Here is a 26957-nt window from a genome sequence, read left to right as displayed (position 1 = left end):
ACGTGGTGTCATCTCCCGCTAGGATCGGCCCCGTGGAGGCGATCAGCCGGAGCCACGACCGGCTTCCCCGTAATCGGCGGCTCACAGCGGAGGAACTGGTGGCGCGCCACCGAAGTCTGCCGAAGATCCTCCAACCCGTTGCGGACCCCTGCCGGTCGCCGCGTACCAGAGATCTGGAGGGGTAGTTGCCGAAGGTGCCTGACGCTCGCGGACCCAGCCGCGCGGCGGTCAATGCGCTGCGGACGCTTCTGGAGCGACACGACCACATTGTCCAGGAAGTGGACGGCCAGAACGATTTCGGCGAGGACCAGCACCTCACGTTCACCGAGGACGGCCAGGTCACCGGCGACGTGGTCAAAATCCAGGTCAAGGGTGGGCGTTCGTGGCGCAGAGCCGACGGATATTTCGTGCCGGTCGGTGAACACGGCCGAACCTGGGCCGATGGCAACGTTCCCGTGGTCTGCGTCGTGCACGATCCGGACACCGGAAGTCTCCACTGGGCCAATGCCACCCAGCAACTGCTGGCGGCGCGGCGCAACGGCGAGGTGCTCAAGACGATCACCATCCGTTCCGACCAGAAGTTGGGCGACGATTCCATTGCGGACTTCGTCGCCGAGGTCAGGCACTACCTGAGCCGCTATCGAGGCAATCGGATAATCCAGGCTCAGTTGGGCGAGATGGCGGGCGTCGAGTTCGGTGCATCGAACATCGTGCAGCACCATGTGAACGCGCACGGCGAGGACCTGATTTTCTGGCAGCGCCGGGGTGAGGAATTCGCGACCCTGCTCCACAGCGACCTCGACTGGCAGCCGGAGCACATCGGCCCTGAGCATTTCCATCCCCACGGTCGACCAGATCTGCTTTCCAGCGCGCCCGTAGTGGCGAACACGATGTTGAGCAGGGCTGAGGCGCAGTGGCTGGCGGCCTGCTTCGACGCGGCGCGGTGGGCTCGCGAACCCGTCGCCGACGATCCGCCGCTTCGCACCAATATCGGCGCACGCGACAATTACGTGGCCAGACGAGTTGAACATCATCTTTGGGTCGAATCCGATTCGCTGACCCGGTCGATCCAGCAGCTCCGCACCGAAACCGCAACTGACCACGATCTGGCTGCCATTTCCACGGAGCTGGAGTCGGATGCGGAGGCATGCGCCGAAGCGCTCTCGAAACCGTGGCGCGAGATGTCGGCCAAGGCGCGCCGGCTCGTCACGTTCTACCTGGTGAAAGAAGTGCGCGCGGGTTCACCTGCACTGCCGATCGACAAGCAGTTCCGGATAGTCTGGCGATGCCCCCGGCCGACCGGGGAATACGGTTTCGACGCGCGGATCGGGCGACCGAGTACTCAGATGTCGTCGCACCGGGAGAGCGTACTGGCTTTCGGGCTCGAGCCGGGTGACCGGATCTACTGGCTGAGCCGGTACGGGAACGAACGCGGCCGGGAGGTGTCGGCCGTCTGGGATTCCGAGGACACACCCGGCGCCGTCTGCGTGCTATTTGATCAGCTGACGCTGGGTGACACCTTCTGGCCGGGGGAGTCGTTCGTCCGGAAAGTGTCGACCAAACCGCGGTGATGGTGCATTCCCCGTTCAGCTTGCCGGCGAGCGGAAGGGCCGCTTGGAGGTCTCAAGCGGCCCTTCCCGGATCACCAGCCGCGCTCGCGCCACTCCGCCAGCTTGGGCCGCTCCGCGCCCAGCGTCGAGTCGTCGCCGTGGCCGGGGTAGAACCACGTCTCGTCCGGCAGCACATCGAAGATCCGCGACGTCACGTCGTTCAGCAACGACTCGAAGTCCTCCGGCGAGCCGGTCTTGCCCACGCCGCCGGGGAAGAGTGAGTCACCCGTGAAGAGGTGCGTCGAGCCGTCCGGGTCGCGGTACAACAACGCGATCGAGCCTGGAGTGTGCCCCCTCAGGTGAATCACCTCAAGACTGCAGTCACCAACCGTGATCGTGTCGCCGTGTTCGACCAGGAAATCGGGCGGTACCGGCAGCACTTCGGCATCCAACGGGTGAGCCGCGGTGTTCGATCCGTTCGCGCCGGCGACCGCGCCCAGGGCCTGCCAGTGGTCGCCGTGCTGGTGGGTGGTCACGACGGTGCGCAGCGCGGGCCGGTCCGGACCGTGGCCGATCAGATCCGAGATGCGCTCCGGGTCGGCCGCGGCGTCGATCAGCAGCGCCTCGTTCTGCGCGCGGCAAACCAGCAGGTAGGCGTTGTTGTCCATGGGGCCGACCGACAGCTTGGTGATGGTCAGCGCCCGCAACACCCTGCGGGCCGCGTCCCCGCCCGGCTCGACGTGGCCGGTGTAGTCCTCTGCGACGTTCACGCCGCCAACCGTAGCCGCCGCGCCACACCGGGTTCCACCCGTTCAGGTTGATCTCAGATCGGTAACGTAGGCTCCGCCTGACCCCGACCCGATCATGCAGGACGTCCCGACACCGTGCCGAGTTTCCTCCCCGAGAACCCCCGCCACCGGCCCGGCTCCCGGCGCATCAGCTGGGACGCCGTGCGTGTCCTCGCCGTGGTGTCCGTGATGCTCGGCCACATCACCCACCAGGGGCCGCTGGCCCACACCGAACTGGACGACTACCCGGTCAAGGTCACCGCCCAGTTCGGCGCCGCGATCCTGATGGTCGTCTCGGCCTTCTTCGTGTGCCAGACGGTGCGCCGCGGCGCGCCCGGCCGCTGGATGTGGAAGAAGACCGCCCGGCTGGTGCCGCCGTACCTGGTCGCCGTGCTGCTCACCTACTTCGTCATGCGCCTCGCGGACGCCGCGTTCAACGGCCAGGGGTTCGGCGGCCACTGGTGGGACAAGCTGTTCGGCCCGACCACCGACGGCGTCGCGTGGGCGTCGTCCTGGTACGTGCCGGTCGGCCACGACCTGCTGGTCAACCTGCTCATGATCCAGGGCTGGCACCAGGGTTTCATCTGGCTCGACGGCTCCTACTGGACGCTGCCGGTGCAGATGATGGTGTTCGCCGGCGCGGCGCTGCTGTGGTCGCGCACCCGCTGGTTCCACTCGCCGCGCGCGGCCCGGCACGCGAAGCTGCTGGCCTGGGGGATGACGCTGCTCCCGCTGGTCGTGCGGTTCTGGATGTTCGGGCCGGACAACCCGTCGCCGTGGGCGTTCGCGCTCGTGTTCGGCTTCGGCCTGCACCGGCTGCACGCGTTCGCCGCGGGCATCGCGGTCTGGCTGTGGTCGCGGGGCCGCATGTCCACCGCGCACCTCGTCCCCCTGCTCGCCGCGGTCGTGGTGGCGCAGGACCTGCACCTCTACCCGCACCACGTGGCGCTGCCCACCGACCCGTCCCGCCTGCCCTCCGACATCGGGTTCGTGCTGGTGCTGGTGCTGGTGTGCGCGGCCGCGAAGGGCCCGGACTGGACGTTCCTGCGTCCCGTCGCCCCGTTCCTCGGCTGGCTCGCCGGAATTTCCTACGGCGTCTACCTGTTGCACCAGGAACTGGGCTACATCCTGGCCAAGGCGCTGCAGCTCGCGGGGCTGCCCGCCTGGGCACGCCTGCCGCTCGTGCTGGGGGCGGCGATCGGCGCCGGATGGCTGCTCACCAAACTCGTCGAACGGCCGGCCCACCGCTGGCTCACCGGGCCACGCGGCGCCACCGCGCCGGTGCCCCGGACAGCTCCGGACACCCTCGTCACGGGGGAGCCGAGCGGTCCGGCTCCGGTTTCTGTCGGTGGGTCGTCCTAGCATGGATGCGGCTGGCTGATCCGGCCGTCACATTCCAGGGAAGGGACCTCATCCGTGGCTGATCGCCTCGTTGTTCGCGGTGCGCGCGAGCACAACCTCCGCGGCGTCGACCTCGACCTGCCCCGGGACAGCCTGATCGTGTTCACCGGCCTGTCCGGATCGGGCAAGTCGAGCCTGGCCTTCGACACGATCTTCGCCGAGGGCCAGCGACGGTACGTGGAGTCGCTGTCGGCGTACGCCCGGCAGTTCCTGGGGCAGATGGACAAACCGGACGTCGACTTCATCGAGGGGCTCTCGCCCGCGGTGTCGATCGACCAGAAGTCCACCTCGCGCAACCCGCGGTCCACCGTGGGCACCATCACCGAGGTCTACGACTACCTCCGGCTGCTCTACGCGCGCGCCGGCAAGCCGCACTGCCCGCAGTGCGGTGAGCCGATCAGCAAGCAGACCCCGCAGCAGATCGTCGACCAGGTGCTGGACATGGAGCAGGGCACCCGGTTCCAGGTGCTCGCCCCGGTCGTGCGCGGCCGCAAGGGCGAGTACGTCGACCTGTTCAGCAACCTGCAGCAGCAGGGCTACTCGCGGGCCCGCATCGACGGGCAGGTGTACTCGCTCACCGAGCCGCCGAAGCTGAAGAAGCAGGAGAAGCACCACATCGGTGTGGTGGTCGACCGGCTCACGGTCAAGACCTCCGCGAAGCAGCGGCTCACCGACTCCGTCGAAACCGCGCTGCGGCTGGCCGACGGCCTGGTCGAGCTGGAGTTCGTCGACCTGCCGGAGGGCGACGCGCACCGCGTCCGCGGGTTCTCCGAGAACCTGGCCTGCCCCAACGGGCACCCGCTGGCCATCGAGGACCTCGAACCCCGCTCGTTCTCGTTCAACTCGCCCTACGGCGCCTGCCCGGAGTGCACCGGCATCGGCATCCGCAAGGAGGTCGACCCGGAGCTGGTGGTGCCCGACGACGAGCTGTCGCTGGAGGACGGCGCCATCGCGCCGTGGTCCGGCGGGCAGAGCGCCGAGTACTTCCAGCGCCTGCTGGAGTCGCTGTCGGAGACCATCGGCTTCCGCATGGACACGCCGTGGCGCAGGCTGACGGCGAAGGCGCAGAAGGCGGTGCTGCACGGCGTCGACGACCAGGTGCACGTCCGCTACCGCAACCGGTACGGCCGCCAGCGCAGCTACTACGCCAGCTTCGAGGGCGTCATCCCGTTCCTGGAACGGCGCCTGGACCAGACCGAGTCCGAGTACATGCGTGAGCGCTACGAGGGCTACATGCGCGAGGTCCCGTGCCCCGCGTGCCAGGGCAGCAGGCTCAAGCCGGAGATCCTGGCGGTCACCCTCGAACACGGCGAGCGCGGTGACCGGTCCATCGCCGAGGTCTGCGCCCTGTCCATCGAGGAGGCATCGGAGTTCCTCGACGGCCTGAAGCTGGGGCAGCGCGAGGCGATGATCGCCGGCGCGGTGCTCAAGGAGATCCAGGCGCGGCTGCGCTTCCTGCTCGACGTCGGCCTGAACTACCTCTCGCTCGACCGCGCCTCGGCCACGCTGTCCGGTGGCGAGGCCCAGCGCATCCGGCTCGCGACCCAGATCGGGTCCGGTCTGGTCGGCGTGCTCTACGTGCTGGACGAGCCGTCGATCGGCCTGCACCAGCGGGACAACCGCCGCCTCATCGACACGCTGACGAGGCTGCGGGATCTGGGCAACACGCTGATCGTCGTCGAGCACGACGAGGACACCATCCGCTCCAGCGACTGGGTGGTCGACATCGGCCCGGGCGCGGGGGAGCACGGCGGCCACATCGTCCACAGTGGACCGTTCACCAAGCTGCTCAAGAACCGCAAGTCGCTGACCGGCGCGTACCTGGCGGGACGCGAGGAGATCCCGGTGCCGTCGATCCGGCGGCCGTCGAACAAGAAGCGGCAGCTGACCGTCGTGGGCGCGCGCGAGCACAACTTGCGCGGCGTGGACGTGTCGTTCCCGCTGGGCTGTCTGGTGTCGGTCACCGGGGTGTCCGGTTCCGGCAAGTCGACGCTGGTCAACGACATCCTCGCGACGGTGCTGGCGAACAAGCTCAACGGGGCCCGCCAGGTGCCCGGCCGTCACACCCGCGTGCGTGGCCTGGACCAGGTGGACAAGCTGGTGCGGGTCGACCAGTCGCCGATCGGCCGCACCCCGCGGTCCAACCCGGCCACCTACACCGGCGTGTGGGACCACGTGCGCAAGCTGTTCGCGGCCACCACCGAGGCGAAGGTTCGCGGTTACCAGCCGGGACGGTTCTCGTTCAACGTCAAGGGCGGCCGCTGCGAGGCGTGCGCGGGCGACGGCACGATCAAGATCGAGATGAACTTCCTGCCCGACGTGTACGTGCCGTGCGAGGTCTGCAAGGGCGCCCGGTACAACCGCGAGACGCTGGAGGTGCACTACAAGGGCAAGACGGTCTCCGACGTCCTCGACATGCCGATCGAGGAGGCCGCCGAGTTCTTCGAGCCGATCAAGGCGATCCACCGGCACCTGCAGACGCTGGTCGACGTGGGCCTGGGCTACGTGCGGCTCGGCCAGCCCGCGCCGACCCTGTCCGGTGGTGAGGCGCAGCGCGTGAAGCTCGCCAGCGAGCTGCAGAAGCGGTCCACCGGCAAGACGGTGTACGTGCTGGACGAGCCGACCACCGGCCTGCACTTCGAGGACATCCGCAAGCTGCTCGGCGTAATCAACGGCCTGGTCGACAAGGGCAACTCGGTGATCGTGATCGAGCACAACCTCGACGTGATCAAGACCTCGGACTGGGTCATCGACCTGGGCCCGGAGGGCGGTTCCGGCGGCGGCACGATCGTCGCCGAGGGCACGCCCGAGCACGTCGCCTCGGTCGGCGAGAGCTACACCGGCAAGTTCCTGCAGGACCTGCTCAACTGAGGCCCCCGCGCGCCGCGCGGCCTGCCGGGCCGCGCGGCGCGTTCGCCGGAAACGCGCTCGCCGCATCGCCGGCGGGCGGGGACTATGTTCGAAGTATGCGTGCGATCGTGTATTCCGGGACGGGTCCTTCCTCTGTGCTCCGGCTTGTCGACCGCCCCGAGCCGTCCGCGGGCCCCGGCGAGGTCGTGGTTCGCGTCGTCCGTTCGGGGGTGAACCCGACGGACTGGAAGCACCGTTCCGGAGCAGGACTGAGCGATCCGGTCGGCGAGGTCGCACCGGGACAGGACGGTGCGGGAATCGTGGAGGCTGTCGGACCGGGTGTCGGCCACGTCGGCGTCGGTGACCGGGTGTGGCTGCTGCTGGCCCGCAACGGCCCCGCGTACGGCACCGCCGTGGAACTGACGGTGCAGCCGGCGAACCGGGTGGTCCCACTACCGGACGGAGCGTCCTTCGACCTGGGAGCCGCGCTGGGCGTGCCGTTCGTCACCGCGCACCGAGCGCTGACCTCCGGTCCCGTGCCGCGGCTCGCGCCAGGGGCACTGGCCGGGCAGACCGTGCTCGTCGCGGGCGGCGCGGGCGCGGTCGGCAACGCCGCGATCCAGTTGGCCCGCTGGGCCGGGGCGACCGTCGTCACCACGGTCAGCTCCCCGAAGAAGGCCGCACTGGCGCGAGCCGCCGGAGCAGACCACGTGGTGAACTACCGCGAGGGCGATCCGGCGGCCGAGATCCTGGCCCTCGCACCGGCCGGGGTCGATCTGATCGTGGAGGTCGCGCCGGCTCCCAACCTCGCGCTCGATTTCGCGGTGGCCCGGGTGCACGCCACGATCGCGGTCTACGCCGGCAATGGCGGCGACCACGTGGCGCTGCCGGTGTTGACGGCGATGCGCAAGAACCTGCGCTTCGAGTTCCTCGTCCTCTACACCTTGGACGAGAAGCTGGTGCAGGCGGCCGTCGAAGACATCACCGCGGCTCTCGGCGACGGCGCGGTGCGAGTGGGCGAAGCGGCCGGGTTGCCGCTGCACCACTACGACCTCGTCAAGACCGCGGACGCCCACGACGCGGTCGAGCGGGAGACGGTCGGGAAGGTCCTGCTGGACCTGGACTGAGCGGCGGACGCCCACGACGTCGGTGTTTCCCCGCCTGCTCCTTCAGCGGTTTCCCGATCTTCGCGCATACTCGGAAGCATGCGGGTCAACGCGTATCGCTTCCGGGACACCTGGCTGCTGTCCGCGCCGGTGCGGTCGGTCTACGACGCGGTCGTCGACCTGGCGGCCTACCCGCGCTGGTGGCCCGACGTGATCGAGGTGAGCCGGGTCGACGAGGACACGGCTGAGCTCGTCTGCCGGGCCGCGCTGCCGTACGCGCTGACGATCCGCATGCGGCGGGCCGAAGAGGACCCGCGCACCGGCCGCATGCGTGTGCACCTCACCGGCGACCTGGAGGGCTCACTCGCCGCCACCGCGGTGCCGCTACCGGGCGCCACCCGGCTGGAGATCACCCAGCAGGTGATCGCCACGAAACCGTTGCTCCGCCTGCTTTCCCCGGTGGCGCGGCCGGTGTTCCGCGCCAACCACGCCGTGATGATGCGGCGTGGCAGGCGCGGTCTGGCGGCCCACCTCAGCGCAGCGGGTGCGCGGCGAAGAACCGCATGATCACCGGTGTCGCGTCGAGCACCGCCGGGACGTCCGAGTCCGGGTTGGGCGTGGTGCTCGGCCAGTCGTGGCCCAGGCCCTCGACCCGGTAGTGCACCAGGTCCGTGCCCCGGTCACATCCCCGCCACCGGTACACCCGCACCTCGTCGCCGGACACCTTAGGTGTGGCGGCGCACCCGTCGCGCGCGGCCCAGTCGGCCAGCCAGTCCGGAATGGGCGGCAGCCCGCGCTCCGGGTCACCGGCGTAGGGGATGGTGGTGTCGGCGGTGCCGTGGAAGTCCAGCACCGGCACCGGCCGCGACGGCTCACACGCGCCGCCCTGCGGGTAGAACGCCCCGGACACGGGCGCGAACGCCGCGATCCGGCCACTCAGCCGGCAGGCCAGCACCCCGGTGAACCCGCCGCCGTTGGACTTCCCGGCCGCGTAGATCCGCCGTGAGTCCACGCACAGCTGCCGTTGCAGCTGGTTCAGCAGATCGCTGGTGAACAGCACGTCGTCCGCGGCGGCCGAGTACGGCGCACCCGTCCACGCCGTCTCGCCGTCCGTGCCCACCAGGCCCTGCGGGTACACGGCGATCGCGCCGGTGGCGGAGAACCCGGACAGTTCCTCCTGGTACTCCGAGGTGCGCTTGTGGCCGTGGAAGGACAGGACCAGCGGAAGCGGCCGGGCCGGCCGGTAGTCCGCCGGAACGTGCAGCAGGTAGCTGCGCGTGAGCCCGCCCGAGGTGACGGTGCGGGTCACGCTTTCTCCCACCGGCACGGGCGCGGCGCGACCGCATCCGGTGGACGGCACGGGGAAGTCGACGATCCGGGAAGCACTGGCGGTGGGCGCGGCGAGGAGGGCGCTGGTGATCGCGGCCACCACCGCGATCACCAGGGTGCGGCCGCGCATCAGACGCCGGCCTTCTCGGGCTCGCGCTCCGGCTCCGCGGGCGCGCGGTCCAGCTGGGTGGTCTCGTCGAAGGGATCCTGCCCGCCGAGGACCCGCTGGGCCTTGGCGCGGTCGAACTCCTTCGTCCAGGACCCGATGACCACGGTCGCCACGGCGTTGCCCGCGAAGTTGGTCACCGCGCGCGCCTCGGACATGAACCGGTCGATGCCGAGGATGAATCCGACGCCGCCGACCAGGTCCGGCCGGTGCGACTGCAGCCCGCCCGCCAGGGTCGCCAGGCCGGCGCCGCTCACGCCCGCCGCGCCCTTCGAAGCGATGATCATGAACACCAGCAGGGAGATCTGCTCACCCAGGGCCAGCGGGCTGCCCTGCGCGGTGGCGATGAACAGCGTCGCCATCGTCAGGTAGATCGCGGTGCCGTCGAGGTTGAACGAGTACCCGGTCGGGACCGTGATGCCGACGACCGGTTTGCTGACACCCAGGTGCTCCATCTTCGCGATCAGCCGCGGCAGCGCCGACTCCGACGACGACGTGGACACGATCAGCAGGAACTCGCGGGCCAGGTAACGCAGCAGGCTGAACACGTTCACCCGGGCGCCCAGCCACAGGATCGCGCCGAGCACGATCGTGACGAACAGCACACACGTCACGTAGAACCCGATCATCACGACCGCGAGGCTCTTCAGCGCGCTCCAGCCCGTCGCGCCCACCACGGCGGCGATCGCGCCGAACGCGCCGACCGGCGCCGCCCACATGATCATGCCGAGAATCCGGAAGACCAGCTTCTGGATGTGCTCGATGCCGCGCAGGATCGGCTTGCCCGCGGGCCCCATCTTCTGCAGCGCGAACCCGGCCAGCAGCGCGACCAGCAGCGTCTGCAGCACCGAGCCCTCGGTGAACGACGACACCAGCGAGGTCGGGATGATGCCGAGGACGAAGTCCGTGGTGCCCTCGCTGCTGCCCTTGCTCGCCTGCTCCTGAGCCTTCTCGATCGTGGACGGGTCCAGGTGCAGGCCGGCGCCAGGGTGCAGCAGGTTGCCCACGATCAGGCCGATGGCCAGCGCGAACGTGGACATCACCAGGAAGTACCCGATGGCCATCAGGCCGACCTTGCCGACCTTGGCCGCCTTGGCGACCGACCCGATACCGAGCACGATGGTGCAGAAGATGATCGGCGAGATCATCATCTTGATCAGGTTCACGAACCCGTTGCCGAGCCAGGCGAGGCTCTTGCCGAAGTCCGGGAAGATCAGCCCGACCGCGACGCCGAGCACCACGGCGGCGATGACCGCGAGGTAGAGGTAGTGCATCCGGTCGCGACGCGGCTTCGCGTCGGCCGGTTGTGCCGTAGGCAACGTTGCCTCCTGTGGGGACGAGGCGCGCCCTTTCCGGCGCAGCTTTGCGAGTGACTATCAGTCACCGCTATGACCGCCGTCACGGTTGTGTTCATAGAGTTCGCCCGTGCGTGCTCCGCGGGGGCGGTGTGCTGGGATGGCGGAGTGCGGATCACGGGACGGCGCTGGAGCCTGGCCCGCCAGCTGCTCCTGCTGCAGGTGGCGGGAGTGGCGGTGCTGGTCGCCGTCGGGGTGGTGCTGGCCTGGGTCGACGCCGTCCGCACCGTGGACGACCGGGCCAGGGACAAGGTGGTCACGATCGCGACCACCATCGCCGATTCGCCTGCCGTGCCCTCCGCGCTGGCGTTGCCGGCGCCCAGCACCGAACTGCAGCCCTTCGCCGAACAGGTCCGGCGTGACACCGGGGTCGATTTCATCACGATCATGGACCCGGACGGCATCCGCTACACGCACCCCAACCCGGAACTGATCGGGCAGCGCTTCATCGGCACGATCGACGTCGCGCGGCAGGGGCGGGTGTACACCGAGACCTACACCGGCACGCTCGGCCCGTCGATGCGCGCGGTCGTGCCGGTGTTCGACGGCGGGCGCCGGGTGGTCGCGCTGGTCTCGGCGGGCATCAAGGTGGAGGCCATCTCGGCCACGCTCGCGCAGCGGATCTGGACGCTCGCCGCCGTCGCCGGTGCCGCGCTCGTGGTCGGGATCGCGGGCAGCTACCTGGTCAGCACCCGTCTGCGGCGCCAGACACGCGGCTTGGCGCCGGCCGAGCTGAGCAGCGTTTTCGCCTACTACGAGGCGACCCTGCACGCGGTGCGCGAGGGGCTGGTGCTCGTCGGCGCGGACGAACGGGTCGTGCTGTGCAACGACGCCGCACGCGAACTGCTCGGCCTCGACGCCGACCCGACCGGCACGCCGGTCACCGCGCTCGGGCTGCCGCCGAGCCTGGTCGAAGCGCTGCGCGGGCAGGAGCCGCGGCGCGACGAGATCCACCTGACCGACGTGCGGGTGCTGGTGGTCAGCACCGCGCCGGTCCGCTCACGCGCCAGGGCCCGCGATCACGGCACCGTCGTCACCCTGCGCGACCACACCGATCTGCAGCTGCTGACCGGCGAGCTGACCACGGCCCGCGGGCTCGCCGAATCGCTCCGTTCGCAGGCGCACGAGGCGGCCAACCGCCTGCACACGGTGGTGTCGCTGGTCGAGATCGGGCGATCGGAGGAGGCGGTCGAGTTCGCCACCGCCGAACTGGAGATCGCGCAGCGGCTCACCGACCAGGTGGTGGGCGCGGTGTCCGAACCGGTGCTCGCCGCGTTGCTGCTCGGCAAGACCGCCGAGGCGAGCGAACGCGGCGCGGAACTCGTGCTCACCGAGGACACCGCGATCGAGGACGCCGACACCGGCCTGGAGTCCCGTGACCTCATCACCGTTCTCGGCAACCTGATCGACAACGCCATCGACGCGGCCATCGACGCGGTGGGGGAGCGCCCGGGCAGGCCGCGGGTCACGGTGACCGCGAAGATCGCGGACGGCGAACTGGTCCTGCGCGTCGCCGACAACGGTGGCGGCGTGCCGGGCGAGGCGCGGCGGCAGGTGTTCGAGCGCGGCTGGACGACCAAACCGGACGGTCACGGCCTGGGCCTGGCGCTCGTGGGGCAGGTGGTCCGGCGCCATGGCGGGAGTGTGGAAGTGACCTCGGACGAGGGTGCGGTGTTCACCGTGCGGCTGCCGGTGCGGCGGGAGGTGACTTCGTGATCCGGGTGCTGGTGGTGGAGGACGACCAGGTCGCCGCCGAGGCGCACCGCACCTACGTCGAGCGGGTCGCCGGGTTCACCGTCGCGGCGGTCGTCCACTCCGGAGCGGAGGCGCTGCGGTTCTTCGAACGGGACACCGCCGACCTCGTCCTGCTCGACTTCTACCTGCCGGACACGCACGGCCTCGCGGTGTGCCGGGCGATGCGGGCGGCGGGCAACCTCGTCGACGTCATCGCGGTCACGTCGGCGCGGGACCTCGCGGTCGTCAAGGCGGCGGTGTCGGCGGGGATCGTGCAGTACCTCATCAAGCCGTTCACCTTCGCCTCGCTGCGCGACAAACTGGAACAGTACGCGAAGTTCCGGGAAAGTTTCGGCGAAGCGGGCGAGGTGCTCGGCCAGTCCGAAGTGGACCGGGCGTTCGCCGCGCTGCGTTCGCCGGTGGCCCAGGCGCTGCCGAAGGGGATGAGCGGTCAGACGCTGGACGCGGTGGTCACGGCGCTGCGGGCCGAACCGGACGGGCTCTCGGCCGGTGCGGCGGCCACCGCGACCGGGGTGTCCCGCGTGACGGCGCGCCGGTACCTGGAGTACCTGGCCGACAACGGTCTGGCACGACGTGAGCCGCGCTACGGTCAGGTCGGGCGTCCGGAGGTTTGGTACCGGGCCCAAACGTGAACAACGCTACGATCCGCGCATGAGCCAGCCATACCAGCAGCAGCAACCGCAGCCCCGGTTTCCCATCATGCTGTCCACGATGAACGATTTGCCCGGGTACCGGGTCGTGCGCGTGTACGGCGAGGTGTTCGGGCTGACCGTCCGCAGCCGCAACATGTTCTCCACGATGGGCGCCGGTTTCAAGGCGATGGCGGGCGGTGAACTCAAGGGGCTGTCCAAACTGCTGTCCGACTCGCGGTACGAGGCGCTGGGCCGGCTCTGTCAGGAGGCGATGGCCTTCGGCGCCAACGCGGTGCTCAGCATGCGCTTCGACTGCAACGAAATCGCACAGACCGCCAGTGAGATCGCCGCCTACGGCACGGCCGTGTACGTGGTGCCCGAAGGCACGGACACGGGCGCGCAGCAGCAACAGCAGTACCAGCAGCCGGCGCAGCAGCAGCCGCAGGGCCAGTACCAGCAAGGTTTCCAGCAACAGTGACACCGTGCCGGTCCCGGTGCGGTGTCACCGCGCCGGGACCGGAGAAACAATCGTGACAGCGAGCGAAAGATCCGTTACCCGGACCATTTGATCTGTGTCATATCGCACCGCGTCTTCACAATTGCCCCGTCCTTTTCGTAATGTTTTCCGCGCTCTTGCGGCAACCAGTGATCTGCCCCGAAAGATCGCGTCGCGAGCCACCGCCGGAACAGGCGGCTTTCCCCGGCCGTCCGGTGGTGCGAGGCGAAAGGAAACACGCGAGATGAGTCGGAAAACCCTCCGTGCGAGCGTGACCACGGCCGTTCTGGCCGCCGCGGTCGCCGTCCCGGCGTTCGCGAGCGCGGCCGCCCCGGTAGCCGACGCGGCGGTCGTTGCGCCGTCCTCGGCCGAGGGCGCCGGCGTCGGCGCCAACGCTTTGCGCAGCGCGCTCACCCAGCAGGGCAAGCCCTACGCGTGGGGCGGAGCCGGGCCGGACGCCTTCGACTGTTCCGGTCTCGTCCAGTGGGCGTTCAAGCAGGCCGGGGTGGACCTGCCGCACAGCTCGCGCACCCAGTCCACGCTGGGCACGCCGGTGACCCAGGCCCAGCTGCAGCCCGGTGACCTGGTGTTCTTCTACGAACCGGTCAGCCACGTGGGCATCTACGCCGGTGACGGGAACATCGTGCACGCCAGCACCTCGGGCGAGCCGGTGAAGGTGTCCCCGATGGCGGGCATGCCCTTCCACAACGCCAGCCGGATCTGACCGGGGGCACCCGCTACACCACGGCCATCAGGATCGCCGACATCGCGAACCCGGAAACCGACAGAATGGTTTCCAGCACGGTCCACGTCTTGAGCGTTTCCCCGACCGTCATCCCGAAATACCGCGACACGATCCAGAACCCGCCGTCGTTCACGTGCGAGGCGATGATCGATCCGGCGGAAATGGCCACCACGATCAGGGCCAGCTGCGCCTGCGAATAGCCCAGACCGGCCACGGTGGGCGCGAGGATCCCGCCGGTGGTCACGATCGCCACGGTCGCCGAGCCCTGCGCGATCCGCAGCCCGCAGCTGATGACGTACGCCGCCGCGATCACCGGCAGCCCGCCCGCCTGCAACGAGTCGGCCACCGCCTTGCCGATCCCGGTCGCCGACAGGACCGCGCCGAAGAACGCGCCGGCGCCGACCACCAGCAGCAGCATCGCGACCGGCCGCAGCGACGCCGCGGACAGCGCGGACAGCTCCTTCCCGGACATCCCGCGGCGGGTGCCCAGCAGCCAGAACGCCAGCAGCACCGCGACCGTCAGCGCCACTGCCGGAGTCCCCACGAACGTCGCGACGCCGGCGAGGGCGGAGTTCTTCGGCAACCAGATGCTGCCGAACGTGCCCGCGAGGATCAGCACCAGCGGTACCGCGATGATGGCCGCCACCAGGCCCAGCGACGGGCCCGGGCCTTCCTCGGTCGCCTCGTCGACGATCATCTCGGTGGGCACGTCGACGTGCATCCGCTTGCCGATCCACGACGGGAACACCACACCCGAGAGGAACCACGCGGGGATCCCGCACACCGCGCCCATCAGGATGATCCAGCCCAGGTCCACGTGCAGCAGGCCGGCCGCGGCGACCGGGCCGGGATGCGGCGGGATGAACGCGTGCGTCATCGACAGCCCGGCCAGCAGCGGCAGGCAGTACAGCAGCAGCGACCGCCCGCCCTGCCGCGCCGCGACGTAGACCAGCGGGGCGAGCACGAAGATCCCGATGTCGAAGAACACCGGGATGCCGAAGATCAGCCCGGACAGCCCCATCGCCAGCGGCGCGCGTTTTTCGCCGAACGCCCGCAGCAACGCGCCGGTCAGCACGCGTGCGCCGCCGGACCGTTCCAGGATCGCGCCGAGCAGCGTGCCCAGCCCGATGATGGCGGCGATGTGGCCGAGGATGCCGCCGAACCCCTTCTCCAGCAGGGAATCCGAGGTCTTCTGCGCGGTGCCGACGATCGTGCCGACCGGCAGGCCCGCGGCCAGCGCGGTGAGCAGCCCGACGACGATCAGGGCGATGAACGGTTCCGTCTTGAAGCGGATGATCAGGACCAGCAGGACGGCGATCGACACCGCCGCGAGCGTGAGCAGACCCCCGGTGGAGTGCTGCAGCCAGCCGATCAAGCGGACCTCCTGAGGGAGTGGCCGGCGAGTGCGCCGGTGGGCCTGCCGTCGTCGACGGCCGCGACGCCGTTGACGAAGACGTAGGGGATGCCCGCGGCCTGCTGCCGCGGTTCCTCGAAGGTGGCGGTGTCGGCCACCGTGTCCGGGTCGAAGAGCACCAGGTCGGCCGCACAGCCCGGCTTGACCAGGCCGCGGTCGGCCAACCGCAGCCGCCGCGCGGCCCGCCCGGTCAGGTGCGCGACGCATTCGGTGAGGCCGAGCACGCCCAGTTCGCGCACGTAGTGGCCGAGGTAGCGGGGGAACGTGCCCCAGGCCCGCGGATGGGGACGATCGCCGACCAGCAGCCCGTCGCTGCCGCCGGTGTGCGTGCGGTGCCGCATGATCGCTTGCACGTTCTCCTCGTGCCCGACATGCATGAGGCACGACGTGCCCAGCCGTTCGGCGACGAGCACGTCGAAGTACAGCTGTGCGGCGGGGATCCCGGCTCGCCGCGCGGATTCGGCGACGGAGTGCCCGACGAGATGGGCGTTTCCGGCGGAGCGCACACCGTTGATTTCGATGCTGTCCCAGTCGATCGGCACCCCGTGCGCGCCGTCGGAACCGGTTTCCTCGATCTCGGCCCGGATCCGTTCCCGTGTGCCGGGATCGGCCAGGCGCTCCAGCGTCGCGGCGACCCCGCCCTCGGCCGCCCAGCTGGGCAGCAACGCCGACAGGTAGGTCGCGCCCGGCAGGTACGGGTAGGTGTCGAGGGTGATGTCCGCCCCGGCGTCGAGCGCGTCGTCGAGCAGCCGCAGCAGATCGGGCGCTTGTCCTTTGTTCACCGAGAAGTTCATGGTCGCGTGGGCCAGGTGCAGCGGGCAGCGCGCGCGGCGGCACACCTCCACCATCTCCGCGAACGCCTCCAGGGCGCCCGCGCCGTAGCTGCGGTGGTGCGGGCTGTAGTAGCCGCCGCGCCCGCCGACGACCTCGCACAGCGCGACCAGCTCGTCGTCGGAGGCGTACATCCCCGGTGTGTAGGTCAGGCCCGACGACATGCCGACGGCGCCCTCGTCCAGTCCGGTGGCGACCAGGTCACGCATCCGGTCCAGTTCGGACTCCGTGGCCGGGCGGTCGCCGAACCCGACGGCGAGCATGCGCACCGTGCCCTGCGGCACCAGGTACGCGGCATTGACGGCGACACCGCGGTCGAGGCGGTCCAGGTACTCGCCGACCGACCGCCAGTTCCAGTCGAACCCGGGCGGATCGTCGTTCCAGCCGGCGAGCTGTTCCCGCAGCGCGGCCAGCGTCGTGTCGTCGACCGGGGCGTAGGACAGGCCGTCCTGCCCGAGCACCTCCGTGGTCACGCCCTGGGACACCTTCGCCAGGTGGTCCGGTTCGGCCAGCAGTTGCAGGTCGGAGTGCGAGTGCATGTCGACGAACCCGGGCGCGAGCACCAGCCCGCCGGCGTCGAGCACGCGCGGTCCGGACAGCCTTTCCGCGACGTCGGCGATCCGGCCGCCCTCGATGCCGACATCGGCCCGGAACAGGGGCGCCCCGGTGCCGTCGGCGATCCGCGCGCCCCGCAGGACGAGGTCCATTCTCCGACTCCTAGAAGTAGGTGCGCACGAAGTCCACGACGGTGCCGCCGTCGACGACGGGCAGCAGCGGCCACTTGTCGAACACGGTGCAGGGGTGGGACAGGCCGAGACCGATCCAGTCGCCCACGCGCAGCGGCGAACCCGGTGGCAGCGCGAGGAAGGCGTGCTGGTCGTTCATCGCGGTCACCGTGTGGCCGTCCAGCTTCTCCGGAGGCCGGCCCGGGCGCCGGTGCCACTGCGGTTCGGGCAGCCCCTCGTCGAAGGAGGCGTCCCGCTTGCCGAGCGTCAGCAGGGCCAGCTCGTCCGTGGGGCGGGAGGTGACCTGCGCCCACGCGCGCAACGCGGACTTGAGCGGTTGCGTTCCGTCGATCCGCGGGCGCTCGCCCAACGGGGAAATGCCGCGGTAGAAGCCGTCGTCGTGGGTCACGTAGGCGCCACTGCGCAGCACCGGCACCACCGGGAGCTCGCCCCAGTCCCCGGCGAGCGCGGCGGCGACCTGGTCGAAGTAGGCGCTGCCGCCCGCGGTCACGATCACCTGGTCCCGCCCGGCGAACAGGCCCCGGCCGGCGAGGACAGTGGTCAGTTCGCGCAGGCGCCGCAGGTAAGCGGCGACGACGTCCCGCGAGTGCTCACCCGCGTCGTGGGCCAGCGCGCCCTCGTAACCGGCCGTACCGGACAACCGCAGCGCCGCGCTGGCCTGCGCCGCTTCGGCGACCGCCAGACCGGTCTCCGGATCGCGAACGCCGGTGCGGCCGCCCTCGCCACCCAGTTCGACCAGCACGTCGACCGGGCGGGACGTGCCGCGCAGCGCCTCGGTCATCAGCTCGACCGAGGCCACCGAATCGACCCAGCAGCTGAACTCGAACTCCGGATGCGCGTCCAGCTCCGCACCCAGCCAGCGCAGCGCAGCCGGATCGACGAGCTGGTTGGCCAGCAGCACCCGCGAGACGCCGAACGCGCGGTAGACCCGCAGCTGACTCGCGTTGGCCGCGGTGATGCCCCACGCACCGTGCTCCGCCTGCCGCGCGAACAGCTGCGGGGCCATGGTCGTCTTGCCGTGCGGCGCCAGCCGGACCCCGGCCTGGGCGCACCACCGCGCCATGGTGCGGAGGTTGTGCTCCAGCGCGTCTGCTTCGAGCACGACCACCGGCCCGACGAACCCGTCATCGAAGAGGCCCGGGCGCCGCTGGGCGGCTTCCTCCAGGGTGAGGCCCCAGAGGGCGGAGGGGAGTGCCTTGAACCGCCAGTCGAGCCGTTCTCCGGCGATCGACGCCAGCGCCGCAGGGTCCAGGGTGCAGTTGGACGACGTCATGCGTGCTCCGTTGCGTCACGTGCAATTCGTGTTGCGCAAAATGACTGCGACAGGTGTAGCATCCGGCCCGTGGCAGGTCAATGGAGCGAGCGTGAGCCAGAGTCTTGATCGCGGGCTGAGCGTGCTGGGCGCGCTCGCCGACGGCGCGACCACCCTCGACGAGCTGGCAGGCGAACTCGGCGTGCACAAGTCCACGGTGCTCCGCCTGTTGCGCACCCTGGAGACGCAGCACTTCGTGCAGCGTGAGGGTTCCCGCCACTATCGGCTGGGCAGCGCGCTGTTCGACCTCGCGAACCGGGCACTGGAAAGCCGCGACGTCCGCCGCGCCTCCGCGCCCGCGCTCGCCGCGCTCAACGACCGCACCGGGCACACCGTGCACCTGGCCACCTACGAGGACGGTGAGGTCGTCTACGTCGACAAGTACGAGGGCCGCCACACCGTGCGGATGTACTCGCGGGTGGGCAAGCGGGCGCCGCTGCACTGCACCGCGGTGGGCAAGGTCCTGGTCGCGGCACTGCCCGCGGACAGGCGCGAACACGTCGCGCGCGCCCTCGACTACCCGGCGCTGACGGCCGGCACCATCACCACCGCCGAGGACTACCTGGCCGAGCTGGAGAAGGTCGCCGAACGCGGGTACGCGGTCGACAACGCCGAGCACGAGGACTTCATCCACTGCCTCGCCGCGCCGGTGCGCGGCCAGGGCGGCGCGGTACTGGCGGCGGTCTCGCTGTCGGTGCCCCGGGTGCTGCTGGACTTCGACGGCCTGCTGGCCCTGCTGCCGGACCTGCGGGCCGCCGCCGAGGACGCGTCCGTCCACAACGGATGGACCCCGTAGAGAGGGAGTTGTTGCATGGCCAAGGTCGCGATCAGCACGGAGAACGCCCCCAAGCCCGCCGCGAACTACTCGCCCGCGGTGCGCAAGGGCAACATCCTCCAGCTGGCCGGGCAGGTGCCGTTCGACCCGAAGACCGGGGAGATCGTCGGCACCACGGTGGGCGAGCAGACGCGCCAGGTGTTCGCCAACCTGGAGGCCCTGCTGCGGGAGGCCGGATCCGGCTGGGAGGACGTGGTGATGGTCCGGGCCTACCTGACCGACCGCGACCACTTCGGCGACTTCAACGAGGTCTACAACGAGCTGATGCCGGAGCCCTACCCGGCGCGCACGACCGTGTACGTCGGGCTGGCCGCGGGCCTGCTCGTCGAGATCGACCTGCTGGCCGTGGTGGACTGAGCGCCGGCGGTGGCGGGCCCGCCACCGCCGGCGCTCAGTCAGAGGACCGGGCCGGTGTACTTCTCGCCGGGGCCCTGACCGGGCGCGTCCGGCACGGCGGAGGCTTCCCGGAACGCCCGCTGCAGCGACTGCAGGCCGTCACGCAGGGGAGCGGCGTGCACACCGAGGTACTCGGCGGAGGCGGTGACCAGTCCGGCCAGCGCCGTGATCAGGCGGCGCGCCTCGTCCAGGTCGCGGTGCGGGCTGGAGTCCGGGTCCTCGTCGGCGAGCCCGAGCCGTTCGGCCGCCGCGGACAGCAGCATCACCGCGGCGCGGCTGATGACCTCGACGCTGGGGATGTCCTGCAGGTCGCGGGCGGGAGGGGAAATATCGCCGGGGCCGGGCGCGTTGGAACCATCGTCTAGCACGTCTGGTACCCTTCCACGTGCGACCAGTCCCCGAGGAATCGGGGGCGGCAAGTGGAGCCCCGCTCCCACCCGAGTCACCGCGAGAGGTGGCCGGGTCCGGTCCCGCCACCAGGTGCGATTCCCGGTGGCGGCGGAACGTCCGTCGTAGCGGTCGGGCGTGATCGGAAAGCAGGGCCCCGCATCCCGGTGCACACCACCTGGGACGGGGCCCGTGGTATGTGGGCACCAGGTCGAGCAGCTAGACGACACTAACCTCGGACCAAGGAGGCCACATCAGCTCCGAGACACGTATTAACGAGCGCATCCGCGTTCCCGAGGTCCGGCTCGTCGGACCGAACGGGGAGCAGGTCGGCATCGTGCGGATCGAGGATGCGCTCCGGCTCGCCCAGGAAGCGGATCTCGACCTCGTCGAGGTCGCCCCGCAGGCGCGCCCGCCGGTCTGCAAGCTCATGGACTACGGCAAGTTCAAGTACGAGAGCGCGCAGAAGGCCCGCGAGTCACGCCGCAACCAGCAGCTCACCGTCATCAAAGAGCAGAAGCTGCGCCCGAAGATCGACCAGCACGACTACGAGACGAAGAAGGGGCACGTGTCCCGCTTCCTCGCCGCGGGCAACAAGGTCAAGGTGACCATCATGTTCCGCGGTCGTGAGCAGTCGAGGCCGGAGCTGGGGTTCCGGTTGCTGCAGAAGCTCTCCGAGGACGTGGCCGAGCTGGGTTTCGTGGAGGCGTCCCCGAAGCAGGACGGCCGCAACATGATCATGGTGCTGGCGCCGCACAAGAACGCCAAGCCCAAGACGAAGGTCGCGGAGCCCGTCGAGTCCTGACCGCGGCCGCGACCGACGCAGTTCGCAGCACACCGGATCTCCGGTGTGCTGCACCATGAAAGAGAGCACTCAATGCCGAAGATGAAGACGCACAGCGGGACCTCGAAGCGGATCCGGGTCACCGGCTCGGGCAAGCTTCGCCGTCAGAAGGCGGGTCGCCGCCACCTGATGGAGAAGAAGTCGAGCCGCGTCACCCGCCGCCTGGAGGGCACCGGCGAGGTCGCCAAGAACGACGTCGGCCGGGTCAAGCGCCTCCTCGGCCGCTGACGCCCTCCTCTCTTCCGCCGTAAACCCCCGGGGCGGCACCCCGCCCCCTGAGATCGACAGGACGGACCCGTGGCACGCGTCAAGCGGGCGGTCAACGCCCAGAAGAAGCGTCGCGCAACTCTTGAACTGGCCAGCGGTTACCGCGGCCAGCGCTCGCGGCTGTACCGCAAGGCGAAGGAGCAGACGCTCCACTCGCTCAACTACGCCTACCGGGACCGCCGTGCCCGCAAGGGTGACTTCCGCCAGCTGTGGATCACCCGCATCAACGCGGCCGCGCGGCAGAACGGCGTGACCTACAACCGCTTCATCCAGGGCCTCAAGGCCGCTGGTGTCGAGGTCGACCGCAAGATCCTCGCCGACCTCGCCGTCAACGACGCCGCGGCGTTCACCGCGCTGGCCGAGCTGGCCAAGCAGCACGTGACGACCGGGCCGAGCGACGAGAAGAAGTCGGCCTGAGCGAGCGCACCGATCTGACCCGGCCCGGGGTGGTTCCGTTCACCGAACGGACCCCCCGGGTCGTTGCCGCGCGGCGCCTGACGCGTCGCGCGGAACGCGACAAGACCGGTCGCTTCCTGGCCGAAGGCGCGAACGCGGTCGGCGCGGCACTCGCTCGTGACCCCGGCGGGGTCCACGAGCTGTTCGTCACCGAGCGCGCCGCGCAGGCTCATCCTGACCTCGTCGCCGGGGCGCGGGAGGCGGGCGTGCGCGTCTCGCCGATCACCCACCGCGCCGCCGCCGGGCTGTCCGAGACCGTGACCCCGCAGGGCATCGTCGCGGTCTGCTCGCTGCTGGACCGTCCCCTGGACGGCCTGCTCGACCACACCGCCCGGCTGGTGGCCGTGCTCGCGGGCGTGGCCGACCCCGGTAACGCCGGCACCGTCATCCGTGTCGCCGACGCGGCCGGTGCCGACGCGGTCATCCTCGCCGGTGACAGCGTCGACCCGCACAACGGCAAATGCGTCCGCGCCTCCGCGGGCAGCGTGTTCCACCTCCCTCTCGTCCGTGAGCGCGACACTCTGGCTACCCTCGCCGCGTGCCGCGCCGCCGGGCTGCGCCTGCTGGCCGCCGACGGCTACGCCGAGACCGAGCTGGGCGCCGTCGACGCGGCGGTGCCGACCGCCTGGGTCTTCGGCAACGAGGCCCACGGTCTGCCGCCCGGCGCGCTCGCCGAAGTCGATCTTCCGGTGCGGATACCGCTCTACGGTGCGGCGGAGAGCCTCAACCTGGCCACCGCGGCCGCCGTGTGCCTCTACACCAGCGCGATGGCGGCTCGTCGTCCGGCCGGGTGAGGCGCCGGTGCCGGATCGCGATCGCCTAGAATCCACCGGTAATCGTTACGTGTGCGTGTCGCACGGCGGATCCCGTCCAGCGGACACCGAGGAGTTATGTCCGGAGCCACCGAGAAGCAGGACCTGACCCCGGCCGAGGCCACCTCGCCCGAAACCCTGGGGGCGGCGGTGAAGCACGCCGAGGCCGAGTTCCAGGCCGCGGTCGACCTCGACGCGCTGGCCGCGGTGAAGCCGGCCCACCTGGGCGACCACTCGCCGCTGATGCTGGCGCGCCGCGCCATCGGCACGCTCGCCAAGCAGGAGAAGGCCGAGGTCGGCAAGCGTGTCAACGAGGCGCGCCAGTCGATCCAGGCCGCCTTCGACGCCCGGCGGGCCACGCTCCTGGCCGAGCGCGACGAGCGGGTCCTGCGGGAGGAGGCCGTCGACGTCACGCTGCCGTGGGACCGTGTCCCGCGCGGCGCCCGTCACCCGCTCACCACGGTCAGTGAGCGGATCGCCGACGTCTTCGTCGCGATGGGCTGGGAGGTTGCCGAGGGCCCCGAGCTGGAAGCCGAGTGGTTCAACTTCGACGCGCTGAACTTCGCGAAGGACCACCCCGCCCGGCAGATGCAGGACACCTTCTACGTCGGTGAGCCCGGTTCCGGCCTGGTGCTGCGCACGCACACCTCGCCGGTGCAGGCCCGCACGCTGCTGCACCGCGACCCGCCGGTCTACGTGGTCTGCCCCGGCCGCACCTACCGCACCGACGAGCTGGACGCCACCCACACCCCGGTGTTCTCGCAGGTCGAGGGCCTGGCGGTGGACAAGGGCATCACCATGGCCCACCTCAAGGGCACCTTGGACGCGTTCGCCAGGGCCATGTTCGGCGAGGGGTCCAAGACCCGGCTGCGCCCGCACTTCTTCCCCTTCACCGAGCCGTCGGCCGAGGTCGACGTCTGGTTCGAGGAGAAGGCGGGCGGCCCCGGCTGGGTCGAATGGGGCGGTTGCGGCATGGTGCACCCGAACGTGCTGCGCGCGTGCGGCGTGGACCCGGACGTCTACTCCGGCTTCGCGTTCGGCATGGGCATCGAGCGGACTCTGCAGTTCCGCAACGGCATCCCCGACATGCGCGACATCGTCGAGGGCGATGTCCGCTTCACCCTTCCCTTCGGAACGGAGGCCTGAGTGCGAGTCCCCGTCAGCTGGCTGCTCGAGCACCTGGATGCCGGCGAAGTCGGACCGCAGGAGCTGGCCGAGGCCTTCGTCCGCATCGGGATCGAGGTCGACGACGTCCGCCCGCTCGACCAGGTCACCGGCCCGCTCGTGATCGGCCGCGTCGCCGAGATCGAAGAGCTGACCGAGTTCAAGAAGCCGATCCGGTTCTGCCGGGTCGACGTCGGCGAGGAAGCCTCCGACGACGAGGACGAGACCGCCGACAACGAGGGCCCGTCCGGTATCCGCACCCGCGGGATCGTCTGCGGCGCCAGCAACTTCGCGGAGGGCGACCTGGTCGTCGTCGCGCTGCCCGGCACCGTGCTGCCCGGCCCGTTCGAGATCGCCTCGCGCAAGACCTACGGCCGCGTCAGCGACGGCATGATCTGCTCGGCCCGCGAGCTGGGCCTCGGCGAGGACCACACCGGCATCCTCGTGCTGCCGCCATCGACGGCGACCCCGGGCGACTCGGCGCGTGAGGTGCTCGGCCTTGGTGACACCGTGCTGGAGCTGACGCCCACCCCCGACCGCGGCTACGCCCTGTCGGTGCGCGGCCTGGCCCGTGAGCTGGCCGCCGCGCTCGACGTGTCCTTCGGCGACCCGGCGTCGCTGGACCTGCCCGCGGCCGAGGGCGAGGCTTGGCCGGTCGAGATCGAGGACCCGACGGGCTGCGACCGGTTCGTGGTGCGCCGGGTGACCGGTCTGGACGCCGGTGCTCCGACGCCGTGGTGGATGCGGCGCCGCCTGCTGCTGGCGGGGATCCGGTCGATCTCGCTGGCGGTCGACGTCACCAACTATGTGATGCTCGAACTCGGCCAGCCGCTGCACGCGTGGGACACCGCGTCGCTGCAGGGCGGTCTCGTCGTCCGGCGCGCCAAGCAGGGGGAGAAGCTCACCACTCTCGACGACGTGGAGCGCACGCTCGACGCCGACGATGTCGTGATCGCCGACGAGCGCGGTGTCGCCTCGCTCGCCGGGACCATGGGTGGCGCGAGCACCGAGATCAGCACCGAGAGCACCGATGTCCTGCTCGAGGGCGCCCACTGGGACCCGGCGTCGATCAGCCGCACCGCGCGGCGGCACAAGCTGTTCTCCGAGGCCGCGAAGCGCTTCGAGCGGTTCACCGACCCGCAGGTGTGCGCCGCCGCGGTCGAGCGGGCCTCGCGTCTGCTGCGCACCTACGGTGACGGCAGCATCCAGCCCGGCCGGACCGATGTCGGCTCCGTCGAGCCGCCCGCTTCGATCACGATGCCGATCAGCCTGCCCGACCAGGTCGCGGGCGTGCGCTACGAGCGTGGCGTGACCGTCCGGCGTCTGCATCAGATCGGGTGCAAGGCCACGGTCGGCGCGGGTGACGACGGCACCGCGCTGGTGCACGCCACCCCGCCGAGCTGGCGTGGGGACCTCAAGCAGCCCGCCGACCTCGTCGAGGAGGTGCTGCGGCTCGAGGGCTACGACAGCATCCCGTCGACACTGCCCGCCGCCCCGGCCGGGACCGGCCTCACCGCGGGCCAGCGGCGGCGCCGGACGGTCTCGCGCGCACTCGCCGAGGCCGGGTACGTCGAGGTGCAGCCGTTCCCGTTCGTGGGTGACGCGGTGTGGGACGACCTGGGCCTGCCCGCCGACGACGTGCGCCGCAAGACGGTCAAGGTGCGCAACCCGCTCGAGGCCGACAAGGACCGGCTGGCCACCACGCTGCTGCCCGGTCTGCTGGAAACGTTGCAGCGCAACGCTTCCCGCGGGTTCAAGGACCTCGCGCTGTTCCACATCGGACAGGTCGTGCTGCCCGGTGCCAAACCGGTCGCGATGCCCGAGCTGGGTGTCGCCGGACGTCCCTCGGACGAGCAGCTGGCGCAGCTGGAGGCGGCGGTGCCGGTGCAGCCCCAGCACGTCGCCGTGGTGCTCGCGGGCCAGCGTGAGCACACCGGCTGGTGGGGCAAGGGCGAACAGGCCGGCTGGGCGGACGCCGTCCAGGCCGCCCGTCTGGTCGGCGAGGTCGCGGGGGTCGAGCTGCGGGTGCGCAACGCCGAGCTGGCGCCGTGGCATCCGGGCCGGTGCGCCGAGCTGCTGGTCGGCGACTGGCCGGTCGGGCACGCCGGTGAGCTGCACCCCAAGGTGGTCGAAGCGCTCGGGCTGCCCCAGCGGACCGTCGCGATGGAGCTCGACCTGGACGCGATCCCGCTGCGGGAGCGCAGGCCGGCCCCGGCGATCTCGCCGTACCCGCCGGTGCTGCTCGACGTCGCGCTCGTCGTCGACGCGCAGGTGCCCGCCGCGGAGCTGGCGGAGGCGCTCGTGACAGGCGGGGGCAGCTTGCTGGAGGACACCTCGCTGTTCGACGTCTACACCGGCGACCAGGTCGGTGAGGGCAAGCGTTCGCTGGCGTACAAGCTGCGCTTCCGCGCCGCGGACCGCACGCTGACCGTCGACGAGGCGACCGAGGCGCGCGACGCCGCCATCGCCGAAGCCACCACCCGCCACGGCGCGGAACTTCGCGCCTAGCCGGATCAGCCGCCGAGGTGTTTGAGCGCTTCCCGCACTGACAACGGCGACAGTGCGGGATGCGCCTCGACGAAGGCGCGCACCCACTCGGGCGCCGTACGCGCGTAGTCGCGCAGGGCCCAGCCGATTCCCTTGCGCAGGAAGAAGTCCCGGTCGTCCAGGTTCGCCTCGACGGCCTCGGTCAGCAGGTCCCTGTCGGTGGCCACGTTGGCTCCCACCTGGCAGATCACCGCGGTGCGGCGGCGCCAGCGGTCCTCGTCCTGCGCCCACTCCCGCACCACCGGTGTCACCCGATCCGGTTCCGCTCGTCGGATCGGCCCGATGCGACGGATCGCGATCTCGTCGACGTAGTCCCACCAGGCCCCGGTGACGATCATCTCCTCGTACAGCGGCACCAGCATGTGGTCCTGCCAGCGCGCGTAGGACCGGTGTCCGGTCAGGTCGATCGCGACGTAGCGTTCCTCGCGGAACTCCGCGTCCCGCCACAGCGTTCTGGCGGCCGCTACGAAACTCTCCCGGTCCGGCAGGACGTGCTCGGCGAACAGCGAGCGGACCAGCCGGGCGCGCTCCGGCTTGGGCACCCCGCGGAAGTCCATCTCGGACTTCATGTACCGGCGTATGTCCGGTGCCTTTCCCGGGTCGGCGTGCTTCGCCAGCCCGGAACGCACCGCGTGGACCAGTTCGTCCACTTCGTCCATGCCTCGTCCCTTCCCTGTCGGGTGGCATCCCGGCTGCCGCCGCGCGTCGGCTGGCGGACGGCACGGAGATCCACGATCTTGTGGTGACGTCCCGACCGCATAGCCGACGAGAAG

The 26957-nt window shown here is 70.6% G+C and carries 25 protein-coding genes; 17 read left to right on the top strand and 8 right to left on the bottom strand.

What is annotated here, in order from left to right; genetic code table 11:
* The first annotated feature begins 194 nt into the window (after positions 1 to 194).
* Positions 195 to 1571, top strand: a complete 1377-nt coding sequence (locus HNR02_RS30070) for a DUF4365 domain-containing protein (RefSeq protein WP_179777927.1) — start codon at positions 195 to 197, stop codon at positions 1569 to 1571.
* 71 nt (positions 1572 to 1642) lie between these two features.
* Here the strand turns inward: HNR02_RS30070 and HNR02_RS30065 are convergent, their stop codons facing one another.
* Positions 1643 to 2320 (bottom strand): MBL fold metallo-hydrolase, encoded by a 678-nt coding sequence (locus tag HNR02_RS30065; RefSeq protein WP_179777021.1) that lies wholly within the window; start codon positions 2318 to 2320, stop codon positions 1643 to 1645.
* Between the two features lie 114 nt (positions 2321 to 2434).
* Here HNR02_RS30065 and HNR02_RS30060 point away from each other — a divergent pair, with 114 nt between their 5' ends.
* The 4 genes from HNR02_RS30060 to HNR02_RS30045 all read left to right on the top strand — a co-directional run bounded on the left by HNR02_RS30060 (position 2435) and on the right by HNR02_RS30045 (position 8262).
* Positions 2435 to 3700 carry an acyltransferase family protein gene (locus HNR02_RS30060; RefSeq protein WP_179777020.1) on the top strand — a complete coding sequence of 422 codons (1266 nt, stop codon included), beginning with the start codon at positions 2435 to 2437 and terminating at the stop codon, positions 3698 to 3700.
* Positions 3701 to 3754: 54 nt separating this feature from the next.
* A complete protein-coding gene (gene uvrA, locus HNR02_RS30055; RefSeq protein ID WP_179777019.1) occupies positions 3755 to 6610 on the top strand; it encodes an excinuclease ABC subunit UvrA in 2856 nt (951 codons plus the stop codon).
* A gap of 95 nt (positions 6611 to 6705) precedes the next feature.
* Entirely contained in the window at positions 6706 to 7716 is a 1011-nt protein-coding gene (locus HNR02_RS30050; protein ID WP_179777018.1) for an NADPH:quinone reductase, read from the top strand.
* A gap of 78 nt (positions 7717 to 7794) precedes the next feature.
* A complete protein-coding gene (locus HNR02_RS30045; RefSeq protein ID WP_179777017.1) occupies positions 7795 to 8262 on the top strand; it encodes an SRPBCC family protein in 468 nt (155 codons plus the stop codon).
* On the opposite strand, the gene HNR02_RS30040 is transcribed toward HNR02_RS30045, so the two are convergent.
* Both HNR02_RS30040 and HNR02_RS30035 read right to left on the bottom strand, forming a co-directional pair.
* Positions 8228 to 9154: a CE1 family esterase gene (locus tag HNR02_RS30040; protein WP_179777016.1), complete on the bottom strand. Its 927-nt coding sequence runs from the start codon at positions 9152 to 9154 to the stop codon at positions 8228 to 8230. The genes HNR02_RS30045 and HNR02_RS30040 overlap by 35 nt on opposite strands.
* On the bottom strand, positions 9154 to 10464 hold the full coding sequence (locus tag HNR02_RS30035; protein WP_179777926.1) for a cation:dicarboxylate symporter family transporter: 1311 nt from the start codon (positions 10462 to 10464) through the stop codon (positions 9154 to 9156). Before HNR02_RS30035 ends, HNR02_RS30040 begins: the two co-directional genes overlap by 1 nt.
* Before the next feature lie 189 nt (positions 10465 to 10653).
* Between HNR02_RS30035 and HNR02_RS30030 the strand changes: the two genes are divergently transcribed.
* The 4 genes from HNR02_RS30030 (at position 10654) to HNR02_RS30015 (ending at position 14152) form a co-directional block, all read left to right on the top strand.
* Positions 10654 to 12261 carry an ATP-binding protein gene (locus HNR02_RS30030; RefSeq protein ID WP_312861217.1) on the top strand — a complete coding sequence of 536 codons (1608 nt, stop codon included), beginning with the start codon at positions 10654 to 10656 and terminating at the stop codon, positions 12259 to 12261.
* Entirely contained in the window at positions 12258 to 12932 is a 675-nt protein-coding gene (locus tag HNR02_RS30025) for a response regulator (RefSeq protein WP_179777014.1), read from the top strand. Before HNR02_RS30030 ends, HNR02_RS30025 begins: the two co-directional genes overlap by 4 nt.
* A 19-nt stretch (positions 12933 to 12951) precedes the next feature.
* Positions 12952 to 13410 carry a YbjQ family protein gene (locus HNR02_RS30020; protein ID WP_179777013.1) on the top strand — a complete coding sequence of 153 codons (459 nt, stop codon included), beginning with the start codon at positions 12952 to 12954 and terminating at the stop codon, positions 13408 to 13410.
* 289 nt (positions 13411 to 13699) lie between these two features.
* Positions 13700 to 14152, top strand: a complete 453-nt coding sequence (locus HNR02_RS30015; protein ID WP_312861216.1) for an NlpC/P60 family protein — start codon at positions 13700 to 13702, stop codon at positions 14150 to 14152.
* Between the two features lie 13 nt (positions 14153 to 14165).
* Here HNR02_RS30015 and HNR02_RS30010 read toward each other — a convergent pair whose 3' ends face one another.
* Genes HNR02_RS30010 through HNR02_RS30000 form a run of 3 tightly spaced genes read right to left on the bottom strand, consistent with a single transcriptional unit; the run spans position 14166 to position 18437 of the window.
* Positions 14166 to 15548, bottom strand: coding sequence for a GntP family permease (locus HNR02_RS30010; RefSeq protein ID WP_179777011.1), 1383 nt, complete (start codon positions 15546 to 15548; stop codon positions 14166 to 14168).
* On the bottom strand, positions 15545 to 17125 hold the full coding sequence (locus tag HNR02_RS30005) for an N-acyl-D-amino-acid deacylase family protein (protein WP_179777010.1): 1581 nt from the start codon (positions 17123 to 17125) through the stop codon (positions 15545 to 15547). Before HNR02_RS30005 ends, HNR02_RS30010 begins: the two co-directional genes overlap by 4 nt.
* Positions 17126 to 17135: 10 nt before the next feature.
* Positions 17136 to 18437, bottom strand: a complete 1302-nt coding sequence (locus HNR02_RS30000) for an amino acid deaminase (RefSeq protein ID WP_179777009.1) — start codon at positions 18435 to 18437, stop codon at positions 17136 to 17138.
* A 91-nt stretch (positions 18438 to 18528) separates the two neighbouring features.
* On the opposite strand from HNR02_RS30000, the gene HNR02_RS29995 reads away from it, so the two are divergent.
* Together HNR02_RS29995 and HNR02_RS29990 are read left to right on the top strand one after the other, a co-directional pair.
* Positions 18529 to 19272 (top strand): IclR family transcriptional regulator, encoded by a 744-nt coding sequence (locus HNR02_RS29995; protein WP_179777008.1) that lies wholly within the window; start codon positions 18529 to 18531, stop codon positions 19270 to 19272.
* A 15-nt stretch (positions 19273 to 19287) separates the two neighbouring features.
* Positions 19288 to 19668, top strand: coding sequence for a RidA family protein (locus HNR02_RS29990; RefSeq protein WP_179777007.1), 381 nt, complete (start codon positions 19288 to 19290; stop codon positions 19666 to 19668).
* A gap of 38 nt (positions 19669 to 19706) precedes the next feature.
* On the opposite strand, the gene HNR02_RS29985 is transcribed toward HNR02_RS29990, so the two are convergent.
* On the bottom strand, positions 19707 to 20075 hold the full coding sequence (locus HNR02_RS29985; protein WP_179777006.1) for a DUF1844 domain-containing protein: 369 nt from the start codon (positions 20073 to 20075) through the stop codon (positions 19707 to 19709).
* 272 nt (positions 20076 to 20347) lie between these two features.
* On the opposite strand from HNR02_RS29985, the gene infC reads away from it, so the two are divergent.
* The 6 genes from infC to pheT all read left to right on the top strand — a co-directional run bounded on the left by infC (position 20348) and on the right by pheT (position 26145).
* Positions 20348 to 20899, top strand: coding sequence for a translation initiation factor IF-3 (gene infC / locus HNR02_RS29980; RefSeq protein WP_179777925.1), 552 nt, complete (start codon positions 20348 to 20350; stop codon positions 20897 to 20899).
* Between the two features lie 72 nt (positions 20900 to 20971).
* Positions 20972 to 21166: a 50S ribosomal protein L35 gene (gene rpmI / locus HNR02_RS29975; protein WP_020420415.1), complete on the top strand. Its 195-nt coding sequence runs from the start codon at positions 20972 to 20974 to the stop codon at positions 21164 to 21166.
* Positions 21167 to 21235: 69 nt separating this feature from the next.
* A complete protein-coding gene (gene rplT, locus HNR02_RS29970) occupies positions 21236 to 21622 on the top strand; it encodes a 50S ribosomal protein L20 (protein WP_179777005.1) in 387 nt (128 codons plus the stop codon).
* A 29-nt stretch (positions 21623 to 21651) separates the two neighbouring features.
* Positions 21652 to 22455, top strand: a complete 804-nt coding sequence (locus HNR02_RS29965) for a TrmH family RNA methyltransferase (RefSeq protein ID WP_179777004.1) — start codon at positions 21652 to 21654, stop codon at positions 22453 to 22455.
* 96 nt (positions 22456 to 22551) lie between these two features.
* Positions 22552 to 23619 carry a phenylalanine--tRNA ligase subunit alpha gene (gene pheS / locus HNR02_RS29960; protein WP_179777003.1) on the top strand — a complete coding sequence of 356 codons (1068 nt, stop codon included), beginning with the start codon at positions 22552 to 22554 and terminating at the stop codon, positions 23617 to 23619.
* The gene (pheT, locus tag HNR02_RS29955) at positions 23620 to 26145 is read left to right on the top strand and encodes a phenylalanine--tRNA ligase subunit beta (protein ID WP_179777002.1); all 2526 of its coding nucleotides are present in this window, start codon (positions 23620 to 23622) and stop codon (positions 26143 to 26145) included.
* A 5-nt stretch (positions 26146 to 26150) separates the two neighbouring features.
* Here the strand turns inward: pheT and HNR02_RS29950 are convergent, their stop codons facing one another.
* Positions 26151 to 26843 (bottom strand): DNA alkylation repair protein, encoded by a 693-nt coding sequence (locus tag HNR02_RS29950; RefSeq protein ID WP_179777001.1) that lies wholly within the window; start codon positions 26841 to 26843, stop codon positions 26151 to 26153.
* Positions 26844 to 26957: the final 114 nt, after the last annotated feature.

Source organism: Amycolatopsis endophytica (assembly GCF_013410405.1).
GTDB classification, from domain to species: domain Bacteria; phylum Actinomycetota; class Actinomycetes; order Mycobacteriales; family Pseudonocardiaceae; genus Amycolatopsis_E; species Amycolatopsis_E endophytica.
This window is presented reverse-complemented; position numbering and strand designations above follow the sequence as displayed.